The organism is Rhodopirellula maiorica SM1, assembly GCF_000346295.1.
Lineage (GTDB): Bacteria > Planctomycetota > Planctomycetia > Pirellulales > Pirellulaceae > Novipirellula > Novipirellula maiorica.
In genome coordinates this window covers 1-26,578 of record NZ_ANOG01000706.1, presented here as the reverse complement: position 1 = coordinate 26,578, position 26,578 = coordinate 1, and the positions used below count along the sequence as shown (strand labels likewise).

The following is a 26,578-nucleotide window of genomic DNA, read 5'->3' as shown; positions in this document are numbered from 1 at the left end:
AGTCAGTAATCGCAACGGGACATTTTTAAGTTGGCTTGTTTTGACTACCGATTCGTTTGGCAACGCTGAATGGCGTTTGCGTGTCACGCGAAAGCGAAACGATCAATTCCGCTAGTAGACCTGCGAGCAGGAATTGGGCGCCCAGCAGCACCGAGACGATGCAGTAATAAAAGATTGCCGTTTCATGCAGATGAATGACATTGATCGATGCGCTGGCTCGGCTGATCACCCACCATGCGGACAAACCGACGATCCCCAATCCACCGAAGCTAAAGAACAGCATTCCCGCGGTGCCGATCAAGTGCAGTGGGCGTCGCGAGTAACCGGTCAGGAAGTAGATTGTCATCAGGTCGAGGAAGCCTTTGATCAACCGTGACACTCCGTATTTCGAACGACCGAACTTGCGGGCGTGATGTTCGACTTCGATTTCGCCGACCCGCCATCCTTTTGCTGCTGACAACACCGGCACAAAACGATGTAACTCGCCGTACAATTTGACTTCGTCAAAGATTTCGCGGCGGTACGCTTTGAAACCGCAATTGTGATCGTGCAAATGAACTCCCGTCATCCGGCTGACCAACCAATTGAACACTCGGCTTGGCAGCACCTTGTGCCAAGGGTCGTGCCGCACTCGTTTCCAACCGCTGACGACATCCTTTTGCTGATCGAGTTGTTCGAGGAAGCGGGGAATCTCTTTGGGGTCGTCTTGCAAATCGGCGTCCATCGTGATCACGATTTCGTTCTTGGCTATTTCGAAGCCCGCTGACAGAGCAGCGGCCTTGCCAAAATTGCGGCGGAGTTTGATTGCGCAAACCGATGGGTCGGCCGCAGCGATCGATTCGATCACCTGCCACGAATCATCGCGTGAACCATCGTCGACAAAGATGATTTGGCGTTGAATTTGTTCCGACTGGCAAACCTCCGCGATGGCGGCGTGCAGAGTGCTTAGAGATTCGCTTTCGTCTAAAACGGGAATGACGAAGGAGACGCTGTGGACAGGCAACGGAGTTCTCGAAATCGGGTCACAAATGAAAGGTTTCCTGCCGAGGGCCGGCGCGGAATAGCGTGGGAGGGGCGGGACGCAAAACGACACTGTACCGGTTAATGGGGGGGCTATCCATGGGACTGCTCACTCACCACAACCGACGAATGTCACTTGGGTCTGAGAATCACGGCCCAATGTGGCGAGCCCAACAGCGTTTCTATCGTCCATGTTGGCGGCGTTTCAAGCAAGGATTTGTTGCGTTTCGTTGCATTTTCCTGTCGGCGACATTGTCAAATTCAATGGAATGACCCATTGAGTTTGCAGGGCAAAACGCCGCGGCAGTGACCGGCACAGCAAATGCATTATTGAAATCTTGCGGTTGAAAATCGCCAGCCGATTCGAGCTTCATGTTGCGGCTGTTTTCACGATCACCTTAAAACTAGGAAATTGGCGATGGCTCAGAAGAATAGACGTGTCGAGAATGCGAGAACCGAAGAAGAACGCGAAGAGCTCAGAAACGAAGATCCAGTCACGGGCGAGGCGGGAGCACATCCGGTCGGTACGGGGCTCGGAGCGGCACTTGGCGGCGCGGCCACCGGTGCCGCCGCTGGCGCGGTTGCCGGTCCGGTGGGAACGGTCGCCGGAGCCGTCATCGGCGGTGTTGCCGGTGGTTTGGCCGGCAAGGCAGTCGCGGAAAAGATCGATCCCACGGTCGAGGTGGCCTATTGGCGGACCGAACATCAAAATCGCGACTACTACAACGACCAATACAGCTACGATGATTATGCTCCGGCGTATCAAGCAGGCTGGGAATCGTTTGACCCAGATGTCAACGAGGATTGGGCGGACCGCGAACGAATTGCGCGTCAGCGTTGGGAGGAAGAGGGTGGGGCCCCACTGATGCCTTGGGATGACGCTCGCCCGGCTGCCGAGGACGCCTACGCTCGCGTGCAAAACCGGACGGTCAACAAGCCACGCTAAAACAGCGTACGTTGATGGCTTGTTGATTTAATCCAATCTCAAATCGCAACGGTGAGCCGTGGGCCGTCAGACGCCGGGTAGTGCGTTATACCCGGCCGCTGACGCGTTGCGGCCGGGTAAATCAACAAGCCGTTGCTGGGGGCGGAACCTTGAACGACCTGTCTGTTGAAATGCCCGCCGAAATGTTCGGCGGTTTGCGAATCTCATCGGATTGGCAAACCGCCGCGGTTTGCATGTCGCCGGCTCACTTGCTCTCTTCAGCAAGGTCCAGGAATACGATGCACGAAGGATTGCCAACCGCAGCGTAGTGGTTGGCAAAGGTCAAACTGCCGCTTTGGCGATTCACTCGAAAGACCGCGATGTGGTCGGCGCGTTGGTTACAGCAGTATAAAAAATTGCCACTGGGATCGAACTGGAAACTCCGCGGGTAGTTACCTCGCGTCCACTCTTCGCCAACGTAGCTCAGTTCGCCATCGTCACCGACCGAAAAGATCCCGATGCTGTCATGCAATCGATTGCCTGCGTAGACAAATCTGCCATCGGCGGAAACCAATATCTCCGAGCAAAAATTGCTGCCGCGGAATTCTGCGGGCAATGTCGAGACGGTTTGTCTGGCACTTAAACGGCCTGCTTGATGGTCATAGTCGAATAGGACGATCGTCGACCCCTCTTCTTGGATCGAATAGAGCCAGCGGCCATTGGGATGGAAATGGAAGTGGCGTGGGCCATCACCCGGCGGAAGCGAGATGGAAGCGGGATGGTTGGGGCTCAGCACTCCTTTTTCCGGATCAAACTTCCAAACAAAGATTTTGTCGAGTCCCAAGTCCGCATGTAATGCAAAGCGTCCCGAGGCATCGGTTTGGATCATGTGCGCATGAGTGTGGTCGTGACCGCTGATCGCAAAACTGCCCTCGGGTGCATGGGTTGCGGTGGTTGGGCCAATCTTTCCCTCGTCCACTCGGATGTCGCTGGCGTTTCCAAGTTGACCATCCTTCAAGATCGGCAGCACTGCGACGGAGCCACCAAAGTAGTTCGCGACCAACACATTTTGCCCGCTCGGATCGATGCTGACGTAGGTCGGGCCGGCGCCGCCTGACGGAACGGTATTGAGCAGTGTTAATTGACCGCTGGGGTGATCGACCGCAAAGGCGCTAACGGTGCCTTGTTTGTCGTTTCCCACACGATCGGTTTCGTTGGCTGAATACAGTCGACTACCGTCGGCGCTAACAACCAAACTGCTAGGACTGGTCCCCATCCGATAAATCCCCGCAGGCGTCATCGCTCCGCTGTCACGGTTGATTCGAAAGATGTGAATGCCGCGGCCATTGCCTGGCGGCAAATCGACTTGCGTGGGCAGGGTGTCGCGAAGCGGGGAGCTAAACGTGCCCACGTAGGCAAACAGGGCTTGTTCGGCATTGTTGCTCTGTGCCTGCAGCGTCGGGACGAATAGGGTTGCGGCGGCTAAGGCAAGGGAAATATGGCGTAACCATAAGGAAGCCGATTGATTGTGTGTCGTCATGGTAGATTGCAGGTGGGAGCTCGAGGTGGGTAGTTGGTCGTCAGCAGACGAGGGGAATTACGTGATGGGATCTAGGTGGCTTGTTGATTTAATGAAGTTTCCTGTGGCAAGGGGTGGCTGATGGGCTAACTCGTCTGTCATGGGTGTATTCGACGGACTAGGAAGCCCGTCGTACGACTAAATCAGCAGGCCGCTAACGCTAAAGCGGCTGATATACGGAAAGACTTCTGCCTAGCTGCTTAGGCGAGGCGTCGATCGCTGGACCACACTATAGCCGATTCGATTGCTGTTGATCGCTTGGTGGACATGATGTTCTGTTTTTCCCATGTAGCACGCTCGCGATCAACACAACGTATAGAATAAAAAAACGACATCGAATGGGTTTTGTCCGCTTCGATGGATGGACGTTCTCGATCAGTCCCGGTCTCTCTTTCCCCTGCTTCGCAAAGGGCCGTCATGTCATCTGTTTATCGTTTCCTCAGCTTGGCCACGATGTTTGCCGCAGGAATGTTCGGTTTGGCGATAGGGCAGATTGTTCCTGAAACGAAGTGCTGCGCCAGCGAGCTTAGTTGGATTCAAGTCACCGCTGACGGCAAGCGATTTTCCGTGGTCGAATCGGGCGAGACCTTTACGCCGTGGGGATTTAATTATGACCACGACGGCGACGGGCGTTTGATCGAAGATTTCTGGGACGACCAATGGAGCAAGGTGCAGTCCGCGTTTGACGAGATGAAAGGACTGGGCGCGAACGTCGTTCGCATCCATCTGCAGTTTGGCAAGTTTATGGACAGCCCGACCATGCCTAACGCCCACTCGCTCAAACAGCTTACTCGTCTTGTTGCGTTAGCTGAACAAACGGGGCTGTATCTCGATCTGACGGGACTCGGTTGTTACCACAAACAGGATGTACCGCAGTGGTACGACCAATTGAGCGAACAAGAACGCTGGGCGGCACAGGCGGTTTTCTGGGAAGCGATCGCCAAGCAATGTTCGACCAGTCCCGTCGTGTTCTGTTACGACTTGATGAACGAACCGGTCGTCCCCGGCGGCGACAAGGCACGCACTGATTGGTTGGGGCCTGGATTCGGCGACAAACATTTTGTGCAGTTTATTGCACTGGATCGCCAAGACCGTGATCGCACCGAGGTAGCGAAGGCCTGGATCGCCAAACTGGTCTCGGAAATCCGGCAACACGATCAACGGCATCTGATCACCGTCGGTCTGGTGCCATGGAGCCTGGATCGTCCTGGATTGACGTCAGGGTTTGTGCCCGAAAAAATCGCAGACCAGCTCGATTTCATTGCCGTGCATCTGTACCCGGAAAAAGGACGGTTGGACGAGGCGATCGCGACGCTGCGGGGATTTGCCGCCGTGGGAAAGCCGGTGGTGATCGAAGAATTATTTCCACTGAAATGTGGGGCCCAAGAATTGGGCGATTTCATCGACCAGTCCCGGTCCATTGCCGCGGGTTGGATTGGGTTCTACTGGGGGCAAACGCCGACACAGATACGACCAGCGACGACGATTTCCGAAGCGGTGACCTTGGCTTGGCTCGAATTATTTCAGAGCAAGCGTGAATCGGTTTTGGGGCCACCGCCATTGGCGTTTTTGTCCAACGGTGTGACGGCGCACCGCGGAAATTCGAGTCAGTTCCCTGAAAACACAATGGCGGCGTTTCGCAGCGGTATCGATGTTGGCGCCGATTGGATTGAACTGGACGTTTTGCGGTCACGTGACGGCCAATTGGTGGTGATTCACGATCAAACGACCGGGCGAGTCGGCGATGTGGATCGTGTCGTCAGCGAATCGACTTATGCTGAATTGGCCGAGATCGATGTCGCGACTGATTATCGAAAACGCAGTGGCAAGACGCTTTCGGAATGTCCGCCAGCCAAAATGCCGCTGCTAAAAGACGTATTGGCGATGGTCAAAACGCAAGGACTAACGCGTGTTTCGATCCAGCCCAAGATGGACTGCGTTGCCGATGCGGTGTCGCTGATCCAATCGATGAACGCCGAGCCGTGGGTGGGTTTCAATGATGGAAATCTTCAGTATATGGCCAAGGCGAAGCGTCTCGCGCCCGAGATTCCTGTGTTCTGGGATCGCGGCAAGGATACCGATATCGAAAGTGACATCAATGTCGCCAAACAACATCGATTCGATGCGTTGGTGTTGCACAAGGATGGCGTCACGCCAGCGAAAGTGGAAAAGATTCGAGAAGCGGGAATCGAGGTCGGTGCCTGGACCGTCAACGATCCCGCGGTGATACAGCGGTTATTGGGAATGGGCGTGCAGCGAATTTACACTGACCGCCCCAGATTGTTGTTGTCGCTATCATCAGGTTCGTGATGCCTCATTTTATATGCGTTACATGCGGAACCCAGTATTCCGAGTCGGATTCGGCGCCAGAGCGTTGTCCGATTTGTGAGGACGAACGTCAATATGTCGGTTGGGAAGGTCAGCGTTGGACGACGCTGGCGGAATTGCAGCAAACGCACCAGAGTTTGGTATCGATGGAAGAGGCGGGGTTGTTTGCCATTGGCATGCAGCCTTCGTTTGCCATCAACCAACGAGCGTTTCTGGTGACCCATCCGAACGGGAATGTTTTGTGGGACTGTATCCCGTTGTGCGAGGATGCGATGATCGAATTGATTCAAGGGATCGGTGGAATCTCGGCGATCGCGATCAGCCATCCCCATTACTACAGCACCATGGTGCACTGGAGTCATGTGCTTGGTTGTCCCATCTACTTGCATGCTGCGGATCGAAATTGGGTGATGCGACCGGATCCAGCCATCCAGTTCTGGGATGGAGAAACGAAACAGTTGGCGGGCGGTTTGACGCTGATCCGTTGCGGAGGTCATTTTGATGGTGGCACGGTTCTGCACATCCCTAGTGCAGCGGACGGCAAAGGCGCGATGTTGACAGGCGACATTTTGCAAGTCGTTCAAGATCGTCGCTGGGTCAGTTTTATGTATTCCTACCCGAATCTAATTCCCTTGCCGATTTCAAAAGTTCAGCGGATTGTCGAAGCGATCGAGCCGTTTGAATTTGATCGCATCTATGGCGCATTTGCCGACAAAACGGTGGCGACTGATGCCAAAGCGGCGGTGCAGCGATCGGCCGCGAGATACATTCAGTCGCTAAAACAATAGGACGGCTGCGACAACAATGAATTTGGGACCTGACTAACAATCGCGTTCATCGCCTACGATTGAGTTTTGTCAGGGTCCGACGGCGTCTGGTCTCGATGACCAAGTCGTCTTTGGATGCAACGTTCAATCCAACCGACAATGATTAAGACAAGCACCGCCAATAGGGTGACTCCTGCGGCGAAGTAAAGTTGTCCCACGGCGACGGCGATCCCAATTCCGGAAGTCAGCAAGATCGAGGCTGCGGTGGTTAACCCTTCGACCCGCTGGTCTCGGTGATGAATGATGGTCCCCGCCCCCAAGAAACTGATTCCAACCACGATGGCTTGGATCATTCGAATCGGATCAGCGCTGATATTACTCTCGTTGCCTTGATTGAACCGCTCCAGGACAATGTCGCCCAACAGCACCAGCATCGCCGAAGCGGCACAGACAAACATGTGCGTTCGCAATCCGGCTGGCTTGTCTGCGAATTCACGCTCGAATCCGACGACGGCGCCAAGGGCACCGGCGATCAGCACGACGATGATTTGGTTTATCTGGTCTTCCATGGCAGTGAATCGTGATCGAATGCGGACGCCGCAAGCGTGGGAAACAGGTTGCGATAGTAGGGTCAGGTATGCTGCTCGCAGCAGTTTGGCAATGCGGCCAATAGACAGACACACTCCTGCGTGGCTGCTTATTGGTTTACAGTACAATTATTGATTTACTGTACAAATTTCGTGCCGAACCGGTTCAAGACATTGTTGGACGTAAAGCCATGCAAGGGACGCCATTAAACATTCCACGGCGATAAAGATCATACGGGCCATGATTGCTGCCAGCAGCGCATGCGTCGGGCCGGTCACCAAGCCAAGCAGGGTTGTTAAAACAAGCTCGCGAATGCCCGCCCCGCCTGGTAACAGCGAGGCAAATCCGATCACCATTGCAAGTGAAATCGAAGCGGTAGCGATCGCCAATAATTGCGCCGTCGATTCGGGCGGCGCCGCAGTCGGAATTGCAGTCACGATCATCGCGAACGAGCCGCCGATCAAAATCCAGCCTACGGTCGACCAAACCCAGCCTTTGACACAGGCCAACCAGGCGTGATGCCCAAGATCCGAGCTTCGCCTCATCAGCCGGGTGGTCACAATTTGCAGCACCGGGGGCATCGTTGGGATGCTGGCCAACACCGCTCCGGTTCCCGCGGCGACCATCATCCACGTTGGCACGGGCAGGGTCACGATCACGATGCCTGCGACAGCGGCGCCGACAGCCATCATCATGAACGTTTCCAAAAACACAGATATCGTCGCTGGCATCACCGGAACCGCACATCGTTTTAGCACGCCGACTCGTAACACCACGACCATCGCCTTGCCAGGCACGTACTTGCCGATGTGTCCGAGCGTTTGAGCGGCAATAACGATCGCCGCCGGCGGTCGATGCCCCAACACGGAAAGCCAGCCGCGTAGCACCATTCCCGAAACGAGCGTTCCGGCGGCGTACAGCAATGCGGCAATACTGATGCGTGACCAGCGGATGTTGTCCAGCGTGGGAATGCTGCGTCGCAATGCATCCCGTTGTTCATGCAGTCTGGTTGTAGTGATCGAATCATCCGCTGCGGCGATCTGTAAGTCGATTTCGCGGATCTGGGCGACCACACGGTCACGCTCGTTTTGCCATTGGCGTACGGCCGAGCGGACGGCAAAAAACAGTCCGACGATGACAGCGATGGCGATCAGAATTTTTGCAATTCGTAGCCATCGTTTGCCGCCACTGTGATGCGAAGCCACAGACGGTGACGCGACATCACTCATTTCGGGGGATTCGTTTGACTGAGCCACTGCGATTCTTTCGAGAACTTTTGATCCGTCTATCCATAAACTCGGTGATCCTTCACAATCGGGCACGATCCGATTGGGCTACAATTCCAAACCAAGCTTCTACACCGCTTTCACACTTCCTTAACAACATGCCGAGCAGGTTCGATGACGAAACGTCGACCGAAAAATAATCCCAAACCGCCTCAGCCATCCTCATCGGTGGCTGCTTCGGACCCGACGACATCGGCCACCGTTCCAGGCGACGACAGCTCGCCGCCGCGAACCTTGGCGTCGACCAAAGCGATGCTGGAACGATTGCCGTCGCTTTCACGGATTTTATCCGTACTGATGTTGTTGCTCGGTATATTCGCGGTCGGAGCGTTGTTCTACAAGGTGATGGCCGGGTTCTTTGTGCCATTGTTCCTGGCCGCACTACTGGTCGTGATCTTTCGACCCGTGCACGATTGGATCTACGTCCAAACAAGGGAAAGCGTCGATTGGCCGCTGCATCGACCACGTTGATGATCCTGATGATGGTGTTGATGCCGATGATCGTTGTATTATCGGTCGCGACCAGTCAGTTTACCGCAATGGTCAGCCACATCAATTTCAATGATTTGACCGAGGCGCTTGATCGCGCCCGCGACCAATTTGGGATTTCACTGCCACACGCGGAAAAGTTTCGCCGATTGGATGAGCTGACCGATTCGCTGGACGATTCGGTGCTGTCGGGGGAAGGTTTGCGTGGCATCGACGAAGAGACATCCGTCGCCGTGTTTTTGAAGTCGTTGTCGGGCATGATGCAGATTTCGGAAAATCGTCAGATCATCTTAGAAAATATTGCCGAAGCAAAATCGCTGGTCCTGTATCTGCAGAAAAATGTCGAAGGTCCGCCCACGGCGGATTCGGCGGCCGAAATTGCCATCGATCGGCTGGATGAACTCAAAAATTCGTTGCCTCAGGCCATCGACGCTGAGAACCGAATCGTTCCCGTGAATAACGATGCTGTGAATGTTGCTGATACGGATATCCCAGCGGCAGATCGCCAACCGGCTGCTAATACCGAAGTTACCGATACCGAAGTTGCCGATGCCGAACTTGATGCTGAGGACATTGTGCCGCTGGATCCACTGAACGCGGAAGAGCAGTTTCATCGCCGCAGCGTGATCGCTTCGGCCGCAATTCGAGCGTGGATGCAAACCTTGCTTGGCGGCACGCTACGCAGCCAAGTGCGATTGATCGCCAATCCAAGTGCCGAGGATTTCAAAAGTCTATTGAGTCGTGGTCGTGAGTCGCTGCAGCCACGGTTTGTCAGTCTGACCAGTGCCACCGGAAATTATCTGGGCAAAATTTTGGTAGGGTTGTTGGTCTTGATCATCGCGGTCTACTTCTTTTTGATCGACGGCGCGGCGATGATTCGTACACTGATGCGGCTGAGCCCGCTCGACGACAACTACGAGCGGCGGTTGTTGTTGGAGTTTGATCGAACCAGTCGCGCGGTCGTGTTGGCAAGTGTACTCAGTGCGGTCGTGCAAGGCATCTTGGGCGGACTGGGCTACTACGTTCTCGGATTTGAATCGGTGGTGTTGTTGTTTTTGGCCACCACGTTGATGTCATTGGTACCGTTTTTGGGCGCTGCATCGGTTTGGGTGCCGTGTGTGGTTTGGCTTGGTATGGTCGAACAACGCTGGACCGCCGCGATTGTGTTGGCACTGTATGGCGCGCTGGTGATTTCATCGATCGACAATGTCATCAAAGTCTATGTGTTGCATGGTCGTTCGCAGTTGCACCCGCTGTTTGCCCTGCTGAGTGTTTTGGGCGGCGTGAAAGTGTTTGGTCCGATTGGTATTTTGGTGGGACCGATGGTCGTGGTCTTTTTGCAAACCCTGCTTGAAATTCTCAATCACGAACTCGACGACACAGCCTCGGCCGAAGCCATTACGGAAACGAATGTGGGATAGGCTTCCAGTCGGTCATCCCCATCACTGAACGCTGTGCATCATTTATCCCCGAATCATTTATCCCCGGTGTTTTGCGAAGTTTTAGCGGCACGACGCAAGCCGTCCGGTTGAGGCGAGTAAAAGTTCGGTTTCGACCGGGCGGGCCTCGCGCCGCACCGCGACAAACGCCACCCGTTTAGTGTCAGTGTCGATGGCATTGACCCACCTGCGAGAGTCTGCGTGACCCTCGCGACACCGTCGTATTAAGAACAGGAAAACATCCATGACATTCTCGCAAAATGATTTTGACTTCGTAGCCGAACATGCTCGCGGCGCGATGCTATTACAAACGGTTGCCGATACGTTGGAATGGGACGAGCGGACTGGGATGCCGATTGACGGAGGCGACTATCGAGCGACTCAGGTCAGCACGTTGCGGGGGATGGTGCATCGCCGCCGGACCGATGCGAAATATGGTGAAACGCTGCAGTCGTTATCGGAAAACCTGGGTGACGAAGATCCCGCCGGCGATGTGGCCGCGACCGTCCGCGGGCTATTGCGGAACTGGAAACGTGATCACCGATTGCCTGAGGATCTGGTCGAACGGACTTCGCGAGCGACGGTCAAGGGACAACAACGCTGGGACGCCGCGCGTCGCGCGGACGATTTTGGAATGTTTCGCGATACGCTTGCCGAAATCATCGAACTGAAACGCGAAGCCGGTCAGCGAATCGCTGAGGGAACGGATCGATCACCCTATGAAGCTCTGCTCGACGAATACGAACCCGATGCTCGTGTCGAGCCGCTGAACCAAGTATTTCAGGATCTTCGCAAGCCACTCGTCGAACTGATTGATGCGATTCGTGAAGCACCGCGTCAACCCAAGCGAAGTTTGCTGGAACGTGATTTTGCCATTGCCGGACAACGCGACCTCAGCCGCTTTGTTGCCGAGAGTGTTGGCTTTGATTTTCAAGCGGGCCGACTTGATGAAACGTCGCATCCGTTTTGCACCACGCTGGGGCCGCGGGATTGTCGCATTCTGACTCGCTACGATTTGAATTGGTTGCCGGCGGGGTTGCTTGGCACGATGCACGAGGCAGGCCACGGGATGTACGAGCAAGGGATGCGATCGGATTGGTTTGGCTTGCCACCGGGATCGTATTGTTCGTTAGGAATTCATGAATCTCAATCACGATTGTGGGAGAATCAGGTCGGACGCAGTCGACCGTTTTGGCAGTGGTTGTTTGCTCGAACCCAAAAAACATTTGCCCCGACGCTCGACGACGTCTCGCTGGACGATTTTCATTTTGCGATCAATCAAATCCAACCCTCGTTGATCCGGGTCGAAGCGGACGAGGCGACTTATAACTTGCACATCATCATTCGCTTCGATCTCGAGCAACTGTTGATCGGAGGAACGTTGGCCGTGGACGATTTGCCGGCAGCATGGGATGCTCGATACCAAAGCGATCTGGGGGTCTGTGCACCCTCTGCTGCAAATGGAGTGCTTCAGGATGTCCACTGGAGTGCCGGTTTGATCGGCTATTTCCCGACCTACACCTTGGGGAATCTAGCCAGTGCCCAGTTGTATGATGCCGCCGCAGCGGAATTGGGAGATTTGGAATCGATGTTTGCCGGTGGCGAGTTTTCGCCGTTGTTGGATTGGCTACGCAGCCGGATTCACGAGCGAGGTCAATGTGAGTCCGGCGATTCGTTGATATTGCGAGCGACCGGCAAATCGCTCTCGGCCGACGCCTTGATCCGCTATCTAAACGGAAAACTACGGCCGCTATATGGTCTGGATGGTTGATTAATGGTCGATCCAACGCTGTTTGGGCCCTGCTTTTCGCATCGTCGCGGGTTACAATCAGGCGGTCTTTTTAATTGAATTGGGGTTACTGAATGTTGACGTGCAATTGTCCACGCTGTGGTGAAACGATTGGATTACCTACTGCTGCGGTTCCAGCCGATGCGACCGCGCAGTGTCCGTGGTGTGGCGAAATTTACCCAGCTAGCGAAATCATCGAAAAATTGCCTCCGATGGTGGAGCTGATTTCGGCGGATGGACAGCCGCTATTTCTGGATGCCGGTGACGGAGCGGCGGCTCAGTTGGCTGCGGCGCCGATCGCCTCGGCAGCCAGTGGAGCGAATTCGTTTACATCGTCGTTCGCGCCTGATGCTGACGCGGATCAATTGAACGAGACTTGGGACGACAACTCGGAATTGACCATCGAGGCGGACGGCGATGCCGGATTCGACTTGGATGGATCGCTCGATGGCGACCCGCAGCGACCCGAAGACAATTTCAACGAGGGCGGCCAAGACGACGAGATGCTGGAATTCCTTTCCAGCAATGATTCCGAAGACGAATCCGCCGACTCCGCCGGACCACTGATGCCGATGAAAGTCAAATCGGTACCAGTGAATACCTACAAACGCAAAAAATCTTCCCCGATCAAAACGTTGATTGGTGTGGCGATGGGCCCGCTGGTCGCGCTTCCTTTGGCGGGCGGAATTCTGCTCTGGCTAGGAAAGGCTCCGGATCTAGGATTTTGGCCGTTTGACGGATCGTTTAACAACGGATCGTCGTCGCGATTGAGTGCGGCACCCCCGATGGTGATGAACGATCCCGTCGACCCCGTCGCCGAGGACGCGCCATTGACGGGATCCGAAATGATGGTGCCCGCAGCTGAGCCGTCGGATGACTTTGAACGCGCCCAACAAGAACTGGCAAACTTGGGTGCCGACACGAATCCAGCCGATTCGGTGGACGATACGCCAGGCGGGTTCGATATGCCGTCGCTTGGATCCTCGCTTAATCCCGACAGCGAGGAAGTCGAAAACGAGCTCGCTACAGGCGAAGTTGAATATCCCGACGCCGCCGGTGACGACACGCTTTCGCAAGACGTTGTCGCGGACAAGGTACCGATGGAAATGCCCGCGGTCGAGCCGAGCGATATTGCCAGCGAAGACGTTGCCAGCGAAGAGGTTGCCGGGAAGATCGAATCGATTGTGACCGACGATCCAGCGGAAGACACGTCGGCGATTGCAGATGAAGCACCCGTCGCCGAAGTGATGGAACCCGCCGTCGAAGAGGCGTCTGAGCCCGAGCCCAGTGCGGCGGCCGAGGCTGTCGCCGAAACCGCACCGGCAGCTGAAAGCGACGTAAACAATGATCCAGAGCAACCAGCTGTTTCGCCCGCGGTGGAGGCTGCGGTCGAGAAAGCGAACAAGTTATTGGCGAGTTTGATGAAGTTTGAAGGTGCCGAAGGAGATCGTCGACGCTTGTTAGCGAAAGCCTATGCCTCGGTTTCGGCGGTCGCGATTGAGTCGAACGCGGGAGATAACGCGGCGGTTCAGAAACTGTTGAACGCGCTTTCCCGGTCACCGCTGGTCAAAGATCTCGGCGATGCCGCAGATTTGTGGCTCGATTATGGAAAGCGTCCCACCGATGGCGTCTTGATCATCGGGGCGCCCGCGACGGATGCAGCGGGATCGGTGCTTCGCATTTCCAGTTCATCAGGGGACGTCCGCGAGGTACCGGTTTCCGGATCGTCGCTGCCCGAGGCCGATCAGGTTATCGCATTAGGACGGATTGTCGAAGCCAGCGATGGACCCACGGTGGAATTGGTCGCAGTTGAAAGTATGAGTCCCTAAGACGTAGCGTTGCCGCTGCGTCGATCTCAGCGGCCCGCGCATCATCTTAATCATATTGCTAATCTTATTCTCGTCTGCGGCTGGGCAAACGATGACCGCAGGTGAGTAGGATTATGATTAAGAATCAAACGGGTCGCAGCGCCCTGCGAACGCGATTTCCTACTCGGATCGTCTCTTACTTGCTTTCGGACAGCGTTCCGGTAACGATGCACGATGCCGACTTGTCACCGGGCAGATCGGTCACGATGCGAATCTTTTGTGCAATATCGCCGGAGGTGCCGTTGCCTTCGAAACGGACTTTGACGAATTGCACTTTCTTGCGGCCAACTGGAATTTCGAACTCGAAACGTTGATCGCTGCAAACGATGTCTTTGATCTCAAACGGCTCATCGCCCTTGACGATCAAGCGTTTTTCGATGACCGCGTCGGCCGGTTTGCTTCCCAGGTTGACTGCGGCGGGCGACACGCTGATCGCCGAGCGAACTCGGCCCGAGATGTCCATTTCCGTGGTGGGAAACGCACGGTCGTTGCTGATCAGCGTCAATCGTTCGTGGATCTCGCCCTCTTCCATCGAGTCTTTCATCGTGACTTGCATGCGGTAACGAACGTGTCCTGGAGTCAATTCAGGAGCACTTAATCGGACCTGCAAGCTTTCGCAGTGGCTTCGCACATCGTTGATTCGCCAGTTGGAGTTGCCCGTATGAGTGATCACGATCTCACGTTCAGGTGAGTCACCCGAGGCAAATTCGCCAAAGGCAACTTCCGGCGGATCAAAGGTGATGTCGGTGCGAATGAATCCGCTAACTTTGAGTTGGGTTTCCGCATAAAAGGGTTTGTCGAAGACGACGGTGATCGTGGCGGATTTCTGGCCAATAAACGAACTTGTGTTGAACGTCGCGACCACGGCGCCGGTTTCATGCGTTTTTAACGTCTCTTTTGTGATCGACGGGCTGGTGCACCCACAGCTCGACCGGACGGCAGCGATATGCACGTCTTCTTCGTATTTGTTGGTCAGCTCGAAATGGAAGTCACATTTTGTTCCGCGACCGACGGTGCGAAAATCATGACTGGTCTCGGCAAACATCTTGTCAGCCCAGTTCTCTGCATGGACCTTTGCAGAGGCGAACAACGAGAGAACGACGATATTGGCGAGCAAAATGGAGTAACGCACCATGACATCCAGGCTATTTGAAAGCGGGAAATGGAAACACGGGAATGGGGCAACGCGACTCATTGGAAGCAAAAATCCAGGTGCATCGCCAAAGTCGTCCGACGTCGCAGCTTGCATCATCGGAACCGTACTAATCCCTTTATCGGGAACAAACCGCCCCTGAACCTTAGAAAGAATGGCTACTTCGAGAAAGAAGGTCCATCTTTCTCAGTTGAAATCTCAGTCGCTAGCAAATCAAAGTCGCGAAATACCTCGGCCAGTCGTTCCATTGGCAACCCGACGACATTGGTTTCGCTGCCACCCTCGAGCACCTCCAACCAATCGTTTCCGTCCTGGAAACCGAACGCACCTGCTTTGCCTTCCCATAACATCGAATCGAGGTAATCGGCGAGCATTGGCTCGCTGAGCGGTTGCATTTGTAATTCGGTGCGGACAACTTCGACGACACAGCGATTTTGGCTGACGGACCAGACACAGAATCCAGAGAAGACATCGTGTCGGCGGCCACTAAGTTGACGCAGCATCGCTTCGGCGTGCTCGATATTGTGCGGTTTGCCAAGAATCTGGCCATAGCACGACGCGACCGTGTCGGCGGCCAAAATCAATCCTTCCTCGTTCTTTGCCGCCACATCGGCCGCCTTGCGATACGCATAGCGTGCCACCAATTCAGGAGCCGTCTCGCGGCTGCACATCCCACACTCGGCTTCGTCGCTGGCCGGTTGGACCGTGAACTCATATCCCGCCGCCGTTAACAGTTGCGACCGGCGGGGCGAACCGCTCGCCAATATCAGTGATTCCTCGGTCGGTAAGTCGGCTCGTGGCAAACCGCTCATCAGAGGCAGGTTGTCAGTGAATTTCATCCGTTCCTACTGCTATTTTGGGGGTATGGCTGCAAAATACGAGGCTGTTCTATCGTTTTACGGGCTTGTCAGCGGATTGGGAAGCAAGCAAAGCATTTCTCTTGACGGTTGCGACTTCGACTTTGTAGTTTCCGGCCAACCGCCCGAGTCCATTGTTGTCCAAAGTCTTGATTTCTGCGCTGTACGAGATTTAGACGCTCTACAAAATTTGGCGCTATACCAATTTGGCGCCGTACAAAAAGCAATCCGCTTGAACACCATGAACCGCCGACAGTTCTGCTCACTGATTGCCGCTGGCTCGCTAGCGTCGTCGGTTGCTGGCTGCGCATCGTGGATTGATCGTTCGACGGCGGACGCTGTGCTCAATTCTACCCACAGCAATCCATTAGCTCCGGTCAAACCGAGTTCTCAGGCGATATTGTTGTCGGTCGGTTTTCATCCAATTCAACCCGAAGCGGCCAATCAGGATCGGGTTGCATCGATGTGGCAGTGGGTCGATGAAATGATCATCGAACCGGCCCATCGCACCGAGCTTGCCGAGAACGGGATCCGCGTCGGCAAGGTCATCCGTCCCGATCAATTTCGCCAACGGCTTGCCGAGATGGCCGGGCCTCGCGATGTGGTCGACGTTTTCTTAGGCGAAGCCGACGTGGCCAGCGAAGTTTCCGCCGGTTCGCGACAGATTCCGATGCGGTTGGCGAAGCGTTACGAATTGCCACTTCGCCAACCTCGCAGTGGCACTCACACGACTCTGCTTCGCAATCGAGGACAAACCATCGGTCGAACCCTGCAGGACCCGCAGTATGTGTTGGCCATCACGCCCACGCAATCCAAAACCGCTTCGCAAATTCACCTGCAATGTCGTCCTGAGATTCAGCACGGGGCAATGCGGCAAAAGTGGATCAGCAGCGATTCGGCGATGCGGATCGACAGTCGCCGTGACGCATGGTCGCTTCCGTGGCTGGACATCGACCTCGAAGGCGGCAAGGACGATTTGTTTGTGATCGCAGCAAGCCAGCCAGCGTTTGGTCTGGGCAAAGAGATGATGTCGGGGGTTTCCGCCAACAACGTCCAAGAGCAAGTCGTGGTGTTGATCCAGATTGACCGGCTGGCCGAGCCGAAGCTGTAATCGCTTCGCTCGGGTAGCGACACCGCGCTATTACTGGCGATACCCAGTTTCTTACTGGCGATATTCGGGGGTTTACTTGCGATACTCGGGTTCGGGCAACTCATCGGGGCGACGGATCACCTCGGCTTCGATGATGCGATCGGGCGGGTAGACGACTTGGCCTTTCTTCTTTTCTTTATGAGGATCGACTCGCCGCAGTTCGGTGAACAAGTCCATGCCTTCGATCACGCGTCCAAAAACCGTTTGTTCTTTGCTGACGGTGGGAACAGGCGTAAAGAAGATGGCAAATTGGCTGCTACCGCTATCGGCGACAAATTCGCCCGTGTCTCCCTTGGGCAGCTTGGCCATCGCTAACGATCCGCGGAATGCATTGCGTGCGCCTTCGCGATGATGTTCGTCGACAATAAATTGCCCGCTATTGCCTGATCCTGTGCCCGATTCATCACCCGTCAACGCCAGCAGGTCGTCGATCACTTGATAGAAATCGAGCCCGTCGTAGTAACCCTGTTCGACCAATTTGATAAAGTGGGCCACCGTCGTTGGGGCTTGGTCCAAAAACAGTTCAATGACGATGTCGCCATGCGTTGTTTTTAGCTTCACGCGAGGGAGTTCTTTCTCGGCGTCCTGTTCTCGGCGTTTCTGTTCTTCCTCCCATTGTTCTTTCAGCGACTCCATTTGGTAACTGAAACGCTTATCCAGATCGCCAAAGTCCTCGGGTTTGAGATACTCGTAGATTTTCTCGGCCGTTTCGAATTCGCCTACACACACCGAAGATCGCGCGGCGGTCTGAAAAAGGAACACTTGGTTGAAACCCAAGTCGATCAATAGGGCGCTCGCTCGCATCGTCGACAACGAGTAATTGGAATGTTTGAAGCGGTGTTCCAGCATGGTCAGCAGGTACTGGGCGGCTTCTTGATCGGGCGCCAACAACAAATACTCGTACGCGGCGTCGAAGACTTGATCAAACAGTCCGTAGCTCTGTGCACGAAGTTCGCGGTACCGCTGGAGTGCCTCGGGAGTTTGATCTTCGCCGTTCATGTACAGCGTGTGAACGGTTCGCATATCGATCAACACGTCCACGAGCTGTTCTTTCAATTGGACGTATTTTGCCTTCGCTTGTTCGCCTTCTTCGTTCAATTCGAACGGCTTTCCATCGGGCCCTTTGCCAAGCAAATTCGAGGGTTCTCGCGTCGGACCTTTCGGTGACGACGCGTTGTCGTCGTGAGAATGCGAATGCTCCTCACCGTCATGCGAATGCGCACCGTCATGCAAATGCGGAGGCTCGGCTTTCGCATCTTGGGCTGGCACATCGTCTGGGGTGGTTGCCGCAGGCGAGGTGTCCTGGGCGAACGCCCCAGGCACGGAGGGGGCTGGCAGCGAAAGTCCCGCAACCAATCCGAGGGTCGAGAGGGTGAATAAGAAGACGCGATCGATCATCAAAGACTCAAAATGGCTCAAAAACAAACGGAAATTCCACTGCACGAGTAGCTACGCAGCAATTCCCGATTTGGATCGCAAAAAACGACGCTTCTCGGTAATCGCCAAAACGGGGCCCGCTGGCTGGCAACGAGCACTTTTGGGAGGCGTTCACCAGTGCCTTTGACATTATTGAGCATCGGGGGTCGCGGTAAATCGATAGGTAAACGCACCTAATAAGTCGCCGACATTCCCAGTATGGCAATCTAAGCAGTCTTGGACGATCGCATCGCAATACCGTGGGTTGGCTTATCGTGAAGCCTCCATCTTACATCGCCTGCTGCGGCACGTTGCTAGGGGCGGCAAGGGTTTCCAAGAACGCCAGGACGGCTCGGCGATCAGGTAGCGGTAGTTTCAGGAAGCGATCTCGTGTTGGGGCGGCTTCCCCTTCGTGCACTGCGATCGCTTCTAGCAGCGTTTCGGCTCGACCGTCATGCATGTAGGGTGCCGAGTCGCGCACACCCCACAGCGGCGGCGTTCTCCATTCTTGGTTGAAATTGGTCGGTTCAAAGATCTGACGCATGTATTTGGTTTCTTTGACGAGCACGTTCCTTGTTTCGCTCTCACCCGACGACGTTTCTTCACCATCGGATTCCAATTCAATGTAGCGTTCTTGGGATGATACATCCACAATTCTTGTCGGTTCCGTTGGCTGGTAAGGTGCCATGAACAAAAACTCATTTTGGGTTTGCAACGAGTTAGCAATGAGGCTGGACGCCCCATAATAGCCATTCGGCAGCGGCTCTCGGGTCGGTCTGGTGTTGGCTAATTCATATCGAGACAACGGAATGACACGAGCAATGGCGGGCTCTGCATGGCTTAGGTCCATCGATTCGTATCCCATGTCGTGCAAAAGCAAGTCGCTATAGATTCCTTTTGCAGGCCCCAGATCTTGAAGATGACAGTTGATGCACCCGACCGAAGCAAAAACCTGCTCACCCTGCCGAATTTGTTGGGCATGCCGCGAATTTTTCGGTGGCATGCGTGTTGGGGCCGGAAGGGCTGCAATGAAGTCACGCATCGCGACAATCTGTCGGTCGGAAACATCGATTCCAGGATTGCGGTAGCCGGGGGCCATCGGGTCGCTTGGCTGCGATTGACGTCGCGTGTTCAATCCGACTTCGTTGGCGCAAGCCATGTCAATGAATTCGGCTAACGAAGCAACATTCGCCCGCCAACCAAACTTTCCAAACCGACCGTCTCTGAGCGCTGAGGGGCGACCACTTATTTCGGGGTGTCGCTCTTGCAATTTCGCCTGAATGGCTAAGTCGCGATTGCTAACCTGATCGATCAAGCCGGCTCCAAATAGCGCCGTCGTATTTCGCTGAAATATCCGGGCGTCGATCGATACTTCCTTGCTACCGGATTTCATATTCAGCGAAATTGGAGTCGCCGAGACATATCGAACCTCTGTGGCATTCACAGGGCCGCCCGCCTGGCTAAATTCAACTGGGATTTGCGACAACATTGCTTTGCGCTTAAGCGCGTAGGCGTCCGAACCGCCCTGGTGCTGAAGGGGCAGAGTATTGTTGATTGTGCCATCGCTTTGAATGAAGCCTGGGTGAAAGGATTGCACTGCGATTGACAGTTCGACGGTATTTAGAAACGCTGTTTTGGATTGAATCCGCTCGATTCCGAGCGTCAAGGCGTTGACCGACGCGTCGCCTGAACCTCCCACGCCGGATTGGAAATGGCATCGCACACAGGAGGTGCTGTTAAAAAGTGGCCCAAGCCCATCGTTGCCCGTGATCGGGTTCCGTGACGCCCAATCTTGTTCGAACAGAACACGGCCTTCCGTGACCGAGTCGGGATGGACGGCCTGAGAATTGAGCAAGCCCACCGTGGCCATCATAAGGATGCTCGACAGCATCGTGATCCCGTTTCGATACAAGCTTTTCATCATTCTGCATCCGGTTGGAGTTTGGACTTGGTACTTGGTTTTGATCGTTGCAGCACGGCAGCAAACCGACCTGGTGGATCGGTGACGTGAACCACAAGAGGCGTCGGTTTGGCTGCGTCCACGAAGATATAGCGAGCCATGCTAGGGCGTTGGATATCGATCGCAGGCCATTGTTGGGCTCGGCTTAGCAGTGCAAGTTCTTGCAAGTTGACTTCGCGATTAGGATGCAGCTGAACAGATGACGCGACCCGGTCCCATGCTTTTGTAACCCGGTTTTGCTTGCCCGCGTCGTTGGCTTGATCCTGACCGCGTTTCTGCGTCATCGCATTGGCGATGGGCGATTGCAGCGACAACACGAAAGTGCCCTGTTTCTCTGTCGCAGCCTGGTCAATGTGGGTTGCTGCCCAATCGATCAGTTCACTGGCGTCCGCAGCGGCATCGACCGGTGGATGTCCCCAGATCGGCTGGATCAGTTTGCGATAGTGTTGCCGTAAATCGGTATTGGCAATCAACGGAATCATGGAATCGCACCATGGTTGCCGTGTGGAAACGTGCTGTTCTAGCAGCCCGAGACGCGTGTAATCCTCGGGATCCGACAAACCAAAACGCAGCCGTGCCTCGGCCAAGTACGCTTGTTCGAATCGTTGTCCCAAGCGGTCAATACGATCGGCCACGGCCTCGTCGGCTTGATTGTTTTCGATATCGGTCACCGCTTGCGCGATCCATTGCTGCCAGCGCCGTCCCACTCGCTCGGCACTGCGCTCAGCCAATTCGCGGATCAATTCGCTGGGATCATCGTTGGGGATGCCCATCAACGTCTGGACTTCTTCGGCATCTTCAATTAACGCGGATAGTTCGTTGGTTTCGGGAATGCCGACGCAGAGCGAAAGCAATCGATAATCCGAATTGCAAATCGCGACAACGGCTCGCGGCGGAAGATTGCGAGGTTCACCGGCGGTCAATGACGAGGGAATGCCCGTAGGCAAAAACTGAGTCGCTAATCGGTCTCGCAGTCCGATGCGTTGTTGCGAGACTTCCGCAATCGGTTCTTCCATCAGCTCGCCGGCCCAGCCGCCGGGGACAACATCGAACGGGTCATCGTTGGTGATCAGCAATAACACCAGCGTGTTGTTCGCGAGTGATTGAGGTTGAGATGAAAACGGTTTGTCCCACAGGACCGTCGACGAAGGGGCGTCGGCCAAAGCGGCTACGCTAGTCGAGCCGATCATCAAGCCAAGAAAAGTTATCATCATCCGCTTTCGCATCGATGCACCCTAAGTCGTATCGCGAAGGAATAGGTTCGGCGGATCCTCGAAGTCAAGCAAGTGTAACGCATTCCGAAGGCGACAGTCAAGCAACCGAATTAATCGGAGCGGATGACGACTCGCTTTGCTCGGTGCAACGGGTGTGTTCCCGGTTCGTTGCGTCACGGTTCGTTGCGGTGGCGAACGGCACGGGTGCCGTTTCTATTGTGGATTTCGCGTTTGTAACGCGGTCTCGATCTTTCCGAGCAATTGGTCGATCTGTTCGTGAGTTTCCTCCGTCGTCGACACGACCAACACACTGTCAATGGCGGTAATGCTGCTCGGTCCGCCAATCACATCCCAGGTGTCTGGAGTTACGGTAGTGGTCACGACCCGGATGACTTTGGCGGCTTTGCCTTTTAGCGGATCCGCTAATGTATAGACTTTCGTCGCCAGTTGGTTTTCGGCTCGCTCCGGCGTTGTGATTTGAATGACTTCATCTTTGACTACATACGCTAGGTCCAGTTGTCTCAGGGAAAGTTTCAGGATCGTTCGCAAGCTGACGTTTTGAAGTGAAATACGAATGGGATGTTGGGCCGACAAGCCGATCTCTTCGATCGCTCGAGTGTCCAGCACGATCGGCGCATTGGTTTTTTCAGAAAGTAATTTCAGAAACTCTTTGAGAGGCACTTCGTTGACGTCAATCGAGGTCTGTTCTGACAATTTACTGCGAAGTCGCTGCTCGATCGCATCGGGACCCGCATCAGGACCCGTCGTCTTCGAGGTCTGTGACTCCGGCGGTTTAGCAATCTTCTGTGGGATGCCGAATGGATCTTGCTCAGCCCGTGCGGATTGCATTGCCAACAACCCCAATGGAATCAGCAACATGATCCATCGTGTCACGGTACGGGGCAAGCGATTGCAGGTCGATGGAGCAGGCGATTGCGGCGAGGTCGCTGTCAACGAGATACTTTTCATGCGACTTCTTCTGTTTGAGGAGACTGATGAGGTAGCGGTCATGATCTCGCATGCCAACTCGCCGGTCAAGCAAAATCGGAGGCATCCACTGGTTACTCAATCCGTTCGTGCGAGTTGAAGAGCGATGCCGCCGGTCCGCTCGATCGAGAACCGCGAAGCCCAAGCCATCACCACGATGCCCAATCCATGACCACGAAGCCCAATCCATCACCGCGAAGCGCAATCCATCACCGTGGTGCACAGCGGGGGCGCGGTCTACGCTGCGGCGTTCCGTCATGCCGTCAGCTGGATCCCCGCCGAGAGCTTGTGGGAATCGTCGAGGCGTCGTCAGAGTACGAATTCAAAAAATCTATGAAAAATTGGTATGAAGTGGGGTTGCAGAAAACCGATAAAAACACGACAACCTTCGAACCTTCAAGTGACGGGGGATGTCTCGTTTCTTGTCCAAGGTAACCGGCTGCAGAAAGAGTGGATTTGTCGCTCTTTTTACCGCACCGGGGCGTAGCTCAGCCTGGCAGAGCGCCTGGTTTGGGACCAGGAGGTCGCATGTTCGAATCATGTCGCCCCGATCAATTAAAATCCCGTGTTTTGCACTGCAAAACACGGGATTTTTTTTGGTTTTCCCTTGCGGGGAACAAGCTGCGGGGAACAAGCATTTTCTTGCTTTTTTTCGAGAACCCTCTGTCACAGATCCGGTGGGTCAACGCGTTGGCAGTGGACTGGCAATTTCGTCGCTCCCCCTTCTCACTCGACCGGTTTATCAAAATTCTCCAAGGCGGGGGTGTTAAGGGGGTTCCTAGGTGACGCGGGCGGCTATTTTTTGGCTTCCGGACCGCGGCGACGGGGCTTTTGGCATGCGTGATGCTGTTAGGCCGCGACATGATGCAAATTAAAATCCAGAAAGTGCACCGGCCGGTTTTTCGTCTCATTCGGTTCTTCTGGGGACGCGAGCCGATGCTGTTGTTGGGGTTTTTGTTGGTCGCAGCGGGCACTTGGGGATTCATCGAACTCGCCGACGAGGTGCTTGAGGGGGGAACCAATGCGTTTGATCGCTGGGCCGTCCGCAGTTTGCGTGCGGCGGATGATCTGTCGCGACCCATCGGCCCTTCCTGGATGGCTGAGGCGGGACGCGATGTGACTGCCCTCGGCGGGATGACGGTTCTGTTGCTGGCGATTTTATCCACCGCTGGTTTTTTGGCGATCAACCGACTCTATCGCACGATGGGATTTCTTTTGGTCTCGACGCTCGGGGGTATCGCCGCGAGTTTACTAATGAAGCATTTCTTTGCTCGGCCTCGGCCCGACTTGGTGCCTCATTTGTCGTTGGTTTACACCAGCAGTTTTCCAAGCGGGCATTCGATGATGGCAGCGGTCGTCTATCTGACGCTTGCTGTGTTGGTGGTGCCGGTGCTGCGTCATTTTTGGGTACGGTTCTATGTCATCGCCGTGGCGATCGCTGTGACCGTTTTTGTTGGGTTAAGCCGCGTCTATATGGGGGTGCATTACCCAACCGACGTGCTGGCGGGTTGGGTTGCCGGATTGGTGTGGGCATTGTCGTGTTGGTTGATCTCGCGTTCGTTGAAGCTGCGAGAATCGCAAGTCGCCAAGCCCCCGGTTCTGCCTCCGCCCGGCAAGTAATCGCCCAGCTGCTTGTCTACGGGCCACTCTGGTAGAGGCGTCGGCGACACCGATGCCGTTGGTTTTTGCAAATGGCGAACTGTAATCAGCCAACCGGTTGCTATACGAACGATCACACCCGTATGCTTAGCTGTTCTCACATGAATAATTCAGTAGAACGATGGGCGAATTGGGGTGGCTCGCGGCGAGTAAATCGCAACGTAGGTAACGATTTTTAGGGATCTTCCGTAGCTGGCGCCCATGTTCTTGGGGGGGCACCCGGGCGGCGGGATCAGGGCGGTCGCGGACAATGGTTGGCCCGCCAATTGCTTCTATAGATTGGGTAAAAGAAGACGCCAGCCAGGGCGAATTAATACATCGGTAAACATTTATGAGCAACGTCGCGGATCCTATTTCTCCTCATTGCGTGATCGCGGATGACTTGCGCGCGTCCCGTGAACTGCTGCGCAGCTGGATCGCGGAATGTGGCTACAATTGTACGACGACGGCTAATGGCGAAGACGCCTGGGAAGCGGTCAAAGCGTTACAGCCTCAGTTGATCGTCACCGATATCGAGATGCCTGTCGCCAGCGGCCTTGATCTGCTTTGTTCGCTCCGACATCACCGGTCCAAACGGCTCCGATCCATTCCTGTGATTGTCATCAGCAGTTTACAGGACGACGACATTCGATCCTTTGTGCAAAGCGCTGGCGGCACCGTATTTTTAACTAAGCCATTGGACAAAATCCGGACCCAGCAGGTGGTCCAGCGATTAGATCAGGTCGCGAGTGCGGCAAACCGTGATTTTCAGTATACGGTTCACGAACAGCCTTGGCCGAATAAACGGATCTCGCCGACCCTCCGCCGTCTGTACCGCGAAGTCCAAGAGAATGGCCCCAAATTCAGCTGATCTCTGCGTTCGGTAGTTGTCTTTGGGGCGGTTTGGTAGTCGATAAGTGGGCAATCGACCTTCGTATTGGCCGCTTTGGCCAATGTTGTGAAGCATTTTTCCCTATGAGGAAAACGCGAATTCAATGTAGCGAAAGTCGCAGAGACTTTCTGCCGCGCGACTAAAACCGAAACTCTCTGCGAGTTTCGCTACGAAAAATTGCTTCACTTCCTTTCACGGTGGCGCCGGCCCCGGCGGAAGCGAGGGGAGCCAGACTTTCATCACTTATAAATCGCACGTTCCACGAGGTAGGTGGGCGAGTTCGGCGATCCTTGCTCGACCGCGACGCGGTCGGGCAACAACGCAAACCCCAGCGGGGTTCAACGATACTTTCTCGATGCTGATCCCGAGTTGCGCTGCCAACGGATGTCAGAAACGCGACGGCACAGTAAATGCGTTTGCTTGCTCGCCACGCACCGCGGCGATTTTTTTTACGGCCGTGAGTCGCAGCTTCTTAAATGTGTCGCTCTTTTCTACAGGATATGGCGGTTGACCAACCAACGTGATCGCGAATCGGCCACCGGTCGGGTGTTCTTTAGTCTTGGCACTGTCTTGATGGTGTTGGCGCTGCTGTATTTCGGCAAACCGGTACTTGTGCCAATCGCGCTGAGCGTGTTATTGGCATTCATTCTGACGCCCTTGGTCAGCATATTGGAAAAATGGAAGTTAGGACGTTTGCCTGCCGTCCTACTCGCCAGCGGTTTAGCATTTGCGATCATCGGTTTGGCGATGTGGGCATTGGTGTCGCAAGTTCAAACGTTAGCCGCCGATCTGCCAAACCATCAGCATGAAATCAAAACGAAGCTTGAATCGTTTCAGCTTCGCGAAGATTCCACGGTGCACCGGCTAACGAACATGTTCAACGAGCTGTTTCCAGAGCATGGTGCAGTGGTGGAACCGGATTCGCCGAACGACACGATTGCGGTCGTCGAGGAAATCACCGATCCGGCGCCGCAGATTGTGGTAACCAGTGAGCCCGAAAGTCCCTTTGCCGCAGCCACCGAAATTCTGTTGCCGATTGTCGAGCCGATTGCCACCGCTGCCTTAGTGATTGTGTTGGTGATTGTTTTTGTTGTTGCGACGCGAAGACATTCGCTATCGGCTGATCTCGTTGATTGGGGACGCGGCGTTGACGGGGACCACGCGGCTGATGCGAGACACCGCCGAACGCGTCAGCAAGTATCTGTTGAACTTATTGCTGGTCAACGCTGGATT

General features: G+C 54.9%; 21 protein-coding genes and 1 tRNA gene. 12 read left to right on the top strand and 10 right to left on the bottom strand.

Features of this window, described 5'->3' with window-relative positions; all coding sequences use genetic code 11:
• Window positions 1-25 precede the first annotated feature (25 nt).
• On the bottom strand, window positions 26-1,003 hold the full coding sequence (locus tag RMSM_RS22920) for a glycosyltransferase family 2 protein (RefSeq protein ID WP_008702018.1): 978 nt from the start codon (window positions 1,001-1,003) through the stop codon (window positions 26-28).
• A gap of 435 nt (window positions 1,004-1,438) precedes the next feature.
• Here RMSM_RS22920 and RMSM_RS22910 point away from each other — a divergent pair, with 435 nt between their 5' ends.
• The gene (locus RMSM_RS22910) at window positions 1,439-1,966 is read left to right on the top strand and encodes a hypothetical protein (RefSeq protein ID WP_040769071.1); all 528 of its coding nucleotides are present in this window, start codon (window positions 1,439-1,441) and stop codon (window positions 1,964-1,966) included.
• 244 nt (window positions 1,967-2,210) lie between these two features.
• On the opposite strand, the gene RMSM_RS22905 is transcribed toward RMSM_RS22910, so the two are convergent.
• Window positions 2,211-3,485: a lactonase family protein gene (locus RMSM_RS22905; protein ID WP_008702013.1), complete on the bottom strand. Its 1,275-nt coding sequence runs from the start codon at window positions 3,483-3,485 to the stop codon at window positions 2,211-2,213.
• A gap of 456 nt (window positions 3,486-3,941) precedes the next feature.
• Between RMSM_RS22905 and RMSM_RS37875 the strand changes: the two genes are divergently transcribed.
• A complete protein-coding gene (locus RMSM_RS37875; RefSeq protein ID WP_008702010.1) occupies window positions 3,942-5,834 on the top strand; it encodes a glycerophosphodiester phosphodiesterase family protein in 1,893 nt (630 codons plus the stop codon).
• Window positions 5,834-6,640, top strand: a complete 807-nt coding sequence (locus RMSM_RS22895; RefSeq protein WP_008702009.1) for an MBL fold metallo-hydrolase — start codon at window positions 5,834-5,836, stop codon at window positions 6,638-6,640. The genes RMSM_RS37875 and RMSM_RS22895 overlap by 1 nt, the downstream gene beginning before the upstream one ends.
• 53 nt (window positions 6,641-6,693) lie before the next feature.
• On the opposite strand, the gene RMSM_RS22890 is transcribed toward RMSM_RS22895, so the two are convergent.
• Both RMSM_RS22890 and RMSM_RS22885 read right to left on the bottom strand, forming a co-directional pair.
• On the bottom strand, window positions 6,694-7,188 hold the full coding sequence (locus RMSM_RS22890; protein ID WP_008702006.1) for an MgtC/SapB family protein: 495 nt from the start codon (window positions 7,186-7,188) through the stop codon (window positions 6,694-6,696).
• Window positions 7,189-7,335: 147 nt separating this feature from the next.
• The gene (locus RMSM_RS22885; protein ID WP_144057886.1) at window positions 7,336-8,463 is read right to left on the bottom strand and encodes a lysylphosphatidylglycerol synthase domain-containing protein; all 1,128 of its coding nucleotides are present in this window, start codon (window positions 8,461-8,463) and stop codon (window positions 7,336-7,338) included.
• Window positions 8,464-8,607: 144 nt separating this feature from the next.
• Here RMSM_RS22885 and RMSM_RS37240 point away from each other — a divergent pair, with 144 nt between their 5' ends.
• From RMSM_RS37240 to RMSM_RS22870, 4 genes are all read left to right on the top strand, one after another.
• Window positions 8,608-8,964, top strand: coding sequence for a membrane protein (locus tag RMSM_RS37240; protein ID WP_008702002.1), 357 nt, complete (start codon window positions 8,608-8,610; stop codon window positions 8,962-8,964).
• On the top strand, window positions 8,940-10,403 hold the full coding sequence (locus RMSM_RS22880; RefSeq protein WP_052031764.1) for an AI-2E family transporter: 1,464 nt from the start codon (window positions 8,940-8,942) through the stop codon (window positions 10,401-10,403). Before RMSM_RS37240 ends, RMSM_RS22880 begins: the two co-directional genes overlap by 25 nt.
• A gap of 262 nt (window positions 10,404-10,665) precedes the next feature.
• Window positions 10,666-12,192, top strand: coding sequence for a gluzincin family metallopeptidase (locus tag RMSM_RS22875; RefSeq protein WP_008701998.1), 1,527 nt, complete (start codon window positions 10,666-10,668; stop codon window positions 12,190-12,192).
• A gap of 92 nt (window positions 12,193-12,284) precedes the next feature.
• Window positions 12,285-14,039, top strand: a complete 1,755-nt coding sequence (locus RMSM_RS22870; protein WP_008701996.1) for a hypothetical protein — start codon at window positions 12,285-12,287, stop codon at window positions 14,037-14,039.
• A gap of 175 nt (window positions 14,040-14,214) precedes the next feature.
• Here RMSM_RS22870 and RMSM_RS22865 read toward each other — a convergent pair whose 3' ends face one another.
• The gene (locus RMSM_RS22865; protein WP_008701994.1) at window positions 14,215-15,330 is read right to left on the bottom strand and encodes a DUF1573 domain-containing protein; all 1,116 of its coding nucleotides are present in this window, start codon (window positions 15,328-15,330) and stop codon (window positions 14,215-14,217) included.
• Window positions 15,331-15,389: 59 nt separating this feature from the next.
• The gene (locus RMSM_RS22860) at window positions 15,390-16,043 is read right to left on the bottom strand and encodes a Maf family protein (protein WP_040769077.1); all 654 of its coding nucleotides are present in this window, start codon (window positions 16,041-16,043) and stop codon (window positions 15,390-15,392) included.
• Between the two features lie 286 nt (window positions 16,044-16,329).
• On the opposite strand from RMSM_RS22860, the gene RMSM_RS22855 reads away from it, so the two are divergent.
• Complete coding sequence (locus RMSM_RS22855; protein WP_144057885.1) at window positions 16,330-17,199, top strand: hypothetical protein; 870 nt, start codon at window positions 16,330-16,332, stop codon at window positions 17,197-17,199.
• A gap of 72 nt (window positions 17,200-17,271) precedes the next feature.
• On the opposite strand, the gene RMSM_RS22850 is transcribed toward RMSM_RS22855, so the two are convergent.
• The 4 genes from RMSM_RS22850 to RMSM_RS22835 all read right to left on the bottom strand — a co-directional run bounded on the left by RMSM_RS22850 (window position 17,272) and on the right by RMSM_RS22835 (window position 22,797).
• A complete protein-coding gene (locus RMSM_RS22850; protein ID WP_008701986.1) occupies window positions 17,272-18,636 on the bottom strand; it encodes a peptidylprolyl isomerase in 1,365 nt (454 codons plus the stop codon).
• Window positions 18,637-18,943: 307 nt separating this feature from the next.
• A complete protein-coding gene (locus RMSM_RS22845; RefSeq protein ID WP_008701984.1) occupies window positions 18,944-20,578 on the bottom strand; it encodes a di-heme oxidoredictase family protein in 1,635 nt (544 codons plus the stop codon).
• Complete coding sequence (locus RMSM_RS22840) at window positions 20,575-21,828, bottom strand: hypothetical protein (RefSeq protein ID WP_144057884.1); 1,254 nt, start codon at window positions 21,826-21,828, stop codon at window positions 20,575-20,577. Before RMSM_RS22840 ends, RMSM_RS22845 begins: the two co-directional genes overlap by 4 nt.
• Before the next feature lie 213 nt (window positions 21,829-22,041).
• Window positions 22,042-22,797 (bottom strand): thioredoxin domain-containing protein, encoded by a 756-nt coding sequence (locus tag RMSM_RS22835; protein ID WP_144057883.1) that lies wholly within the window; start codon window positions 22,795-22,797, stop codon window positions 22,042-22,044.
• Window positions 22,798-23,292: 495 nt separating this feature from the next.
• On the opposite strand from RMSM_RS22835, the gene RMSM_RS22825 reads away from it, so the two are divergent.
• The 4 genes from RMSM_RS22825 to RMSM_RS22805 form a co-directional block, all read left to right on the top strand.
• Window positions 23,293-23,366, top strand: a tRNA-Pro gene (locus RMSM_RS22825).
• A 310-nt stretch (window positions 23,367-23,676) separates the two neighbouring features.
• On the top strand, window positions 23,677-24,435 hold the full coding sequence (locus tag RMSM_RS22815; RefSeq protein ID WP_236622270.1) for a phosphatase PAP2 family protein: 759 nt from the start codon (window positions 23,677-23,679) through the stop codon (window positions 24,433-24,435).
• Between the two features lie 370 nt (window positions 24,436-24,805).
• Window positions 24,806-25,324: a response regulator gene (locus RMSM_RS22810; protein ID WP_008701975.1), complete on the top strand. Its 519-nt coding sequence runs from the start codon at window positions 24,806-24,808 to the stop codon at window positions 25,322-25,324.
• Between the two features lie 528 nt (window positions 25,325-25,852).
• Window positions 25,853-26,578, top strand: a 726-nt coding sequence (locus RMSM_RS22805; RefSeq protein ID WP_160168352.1) for an AI-2E family transporter, incomplete at its 3' end; no start/stop codon positions are given.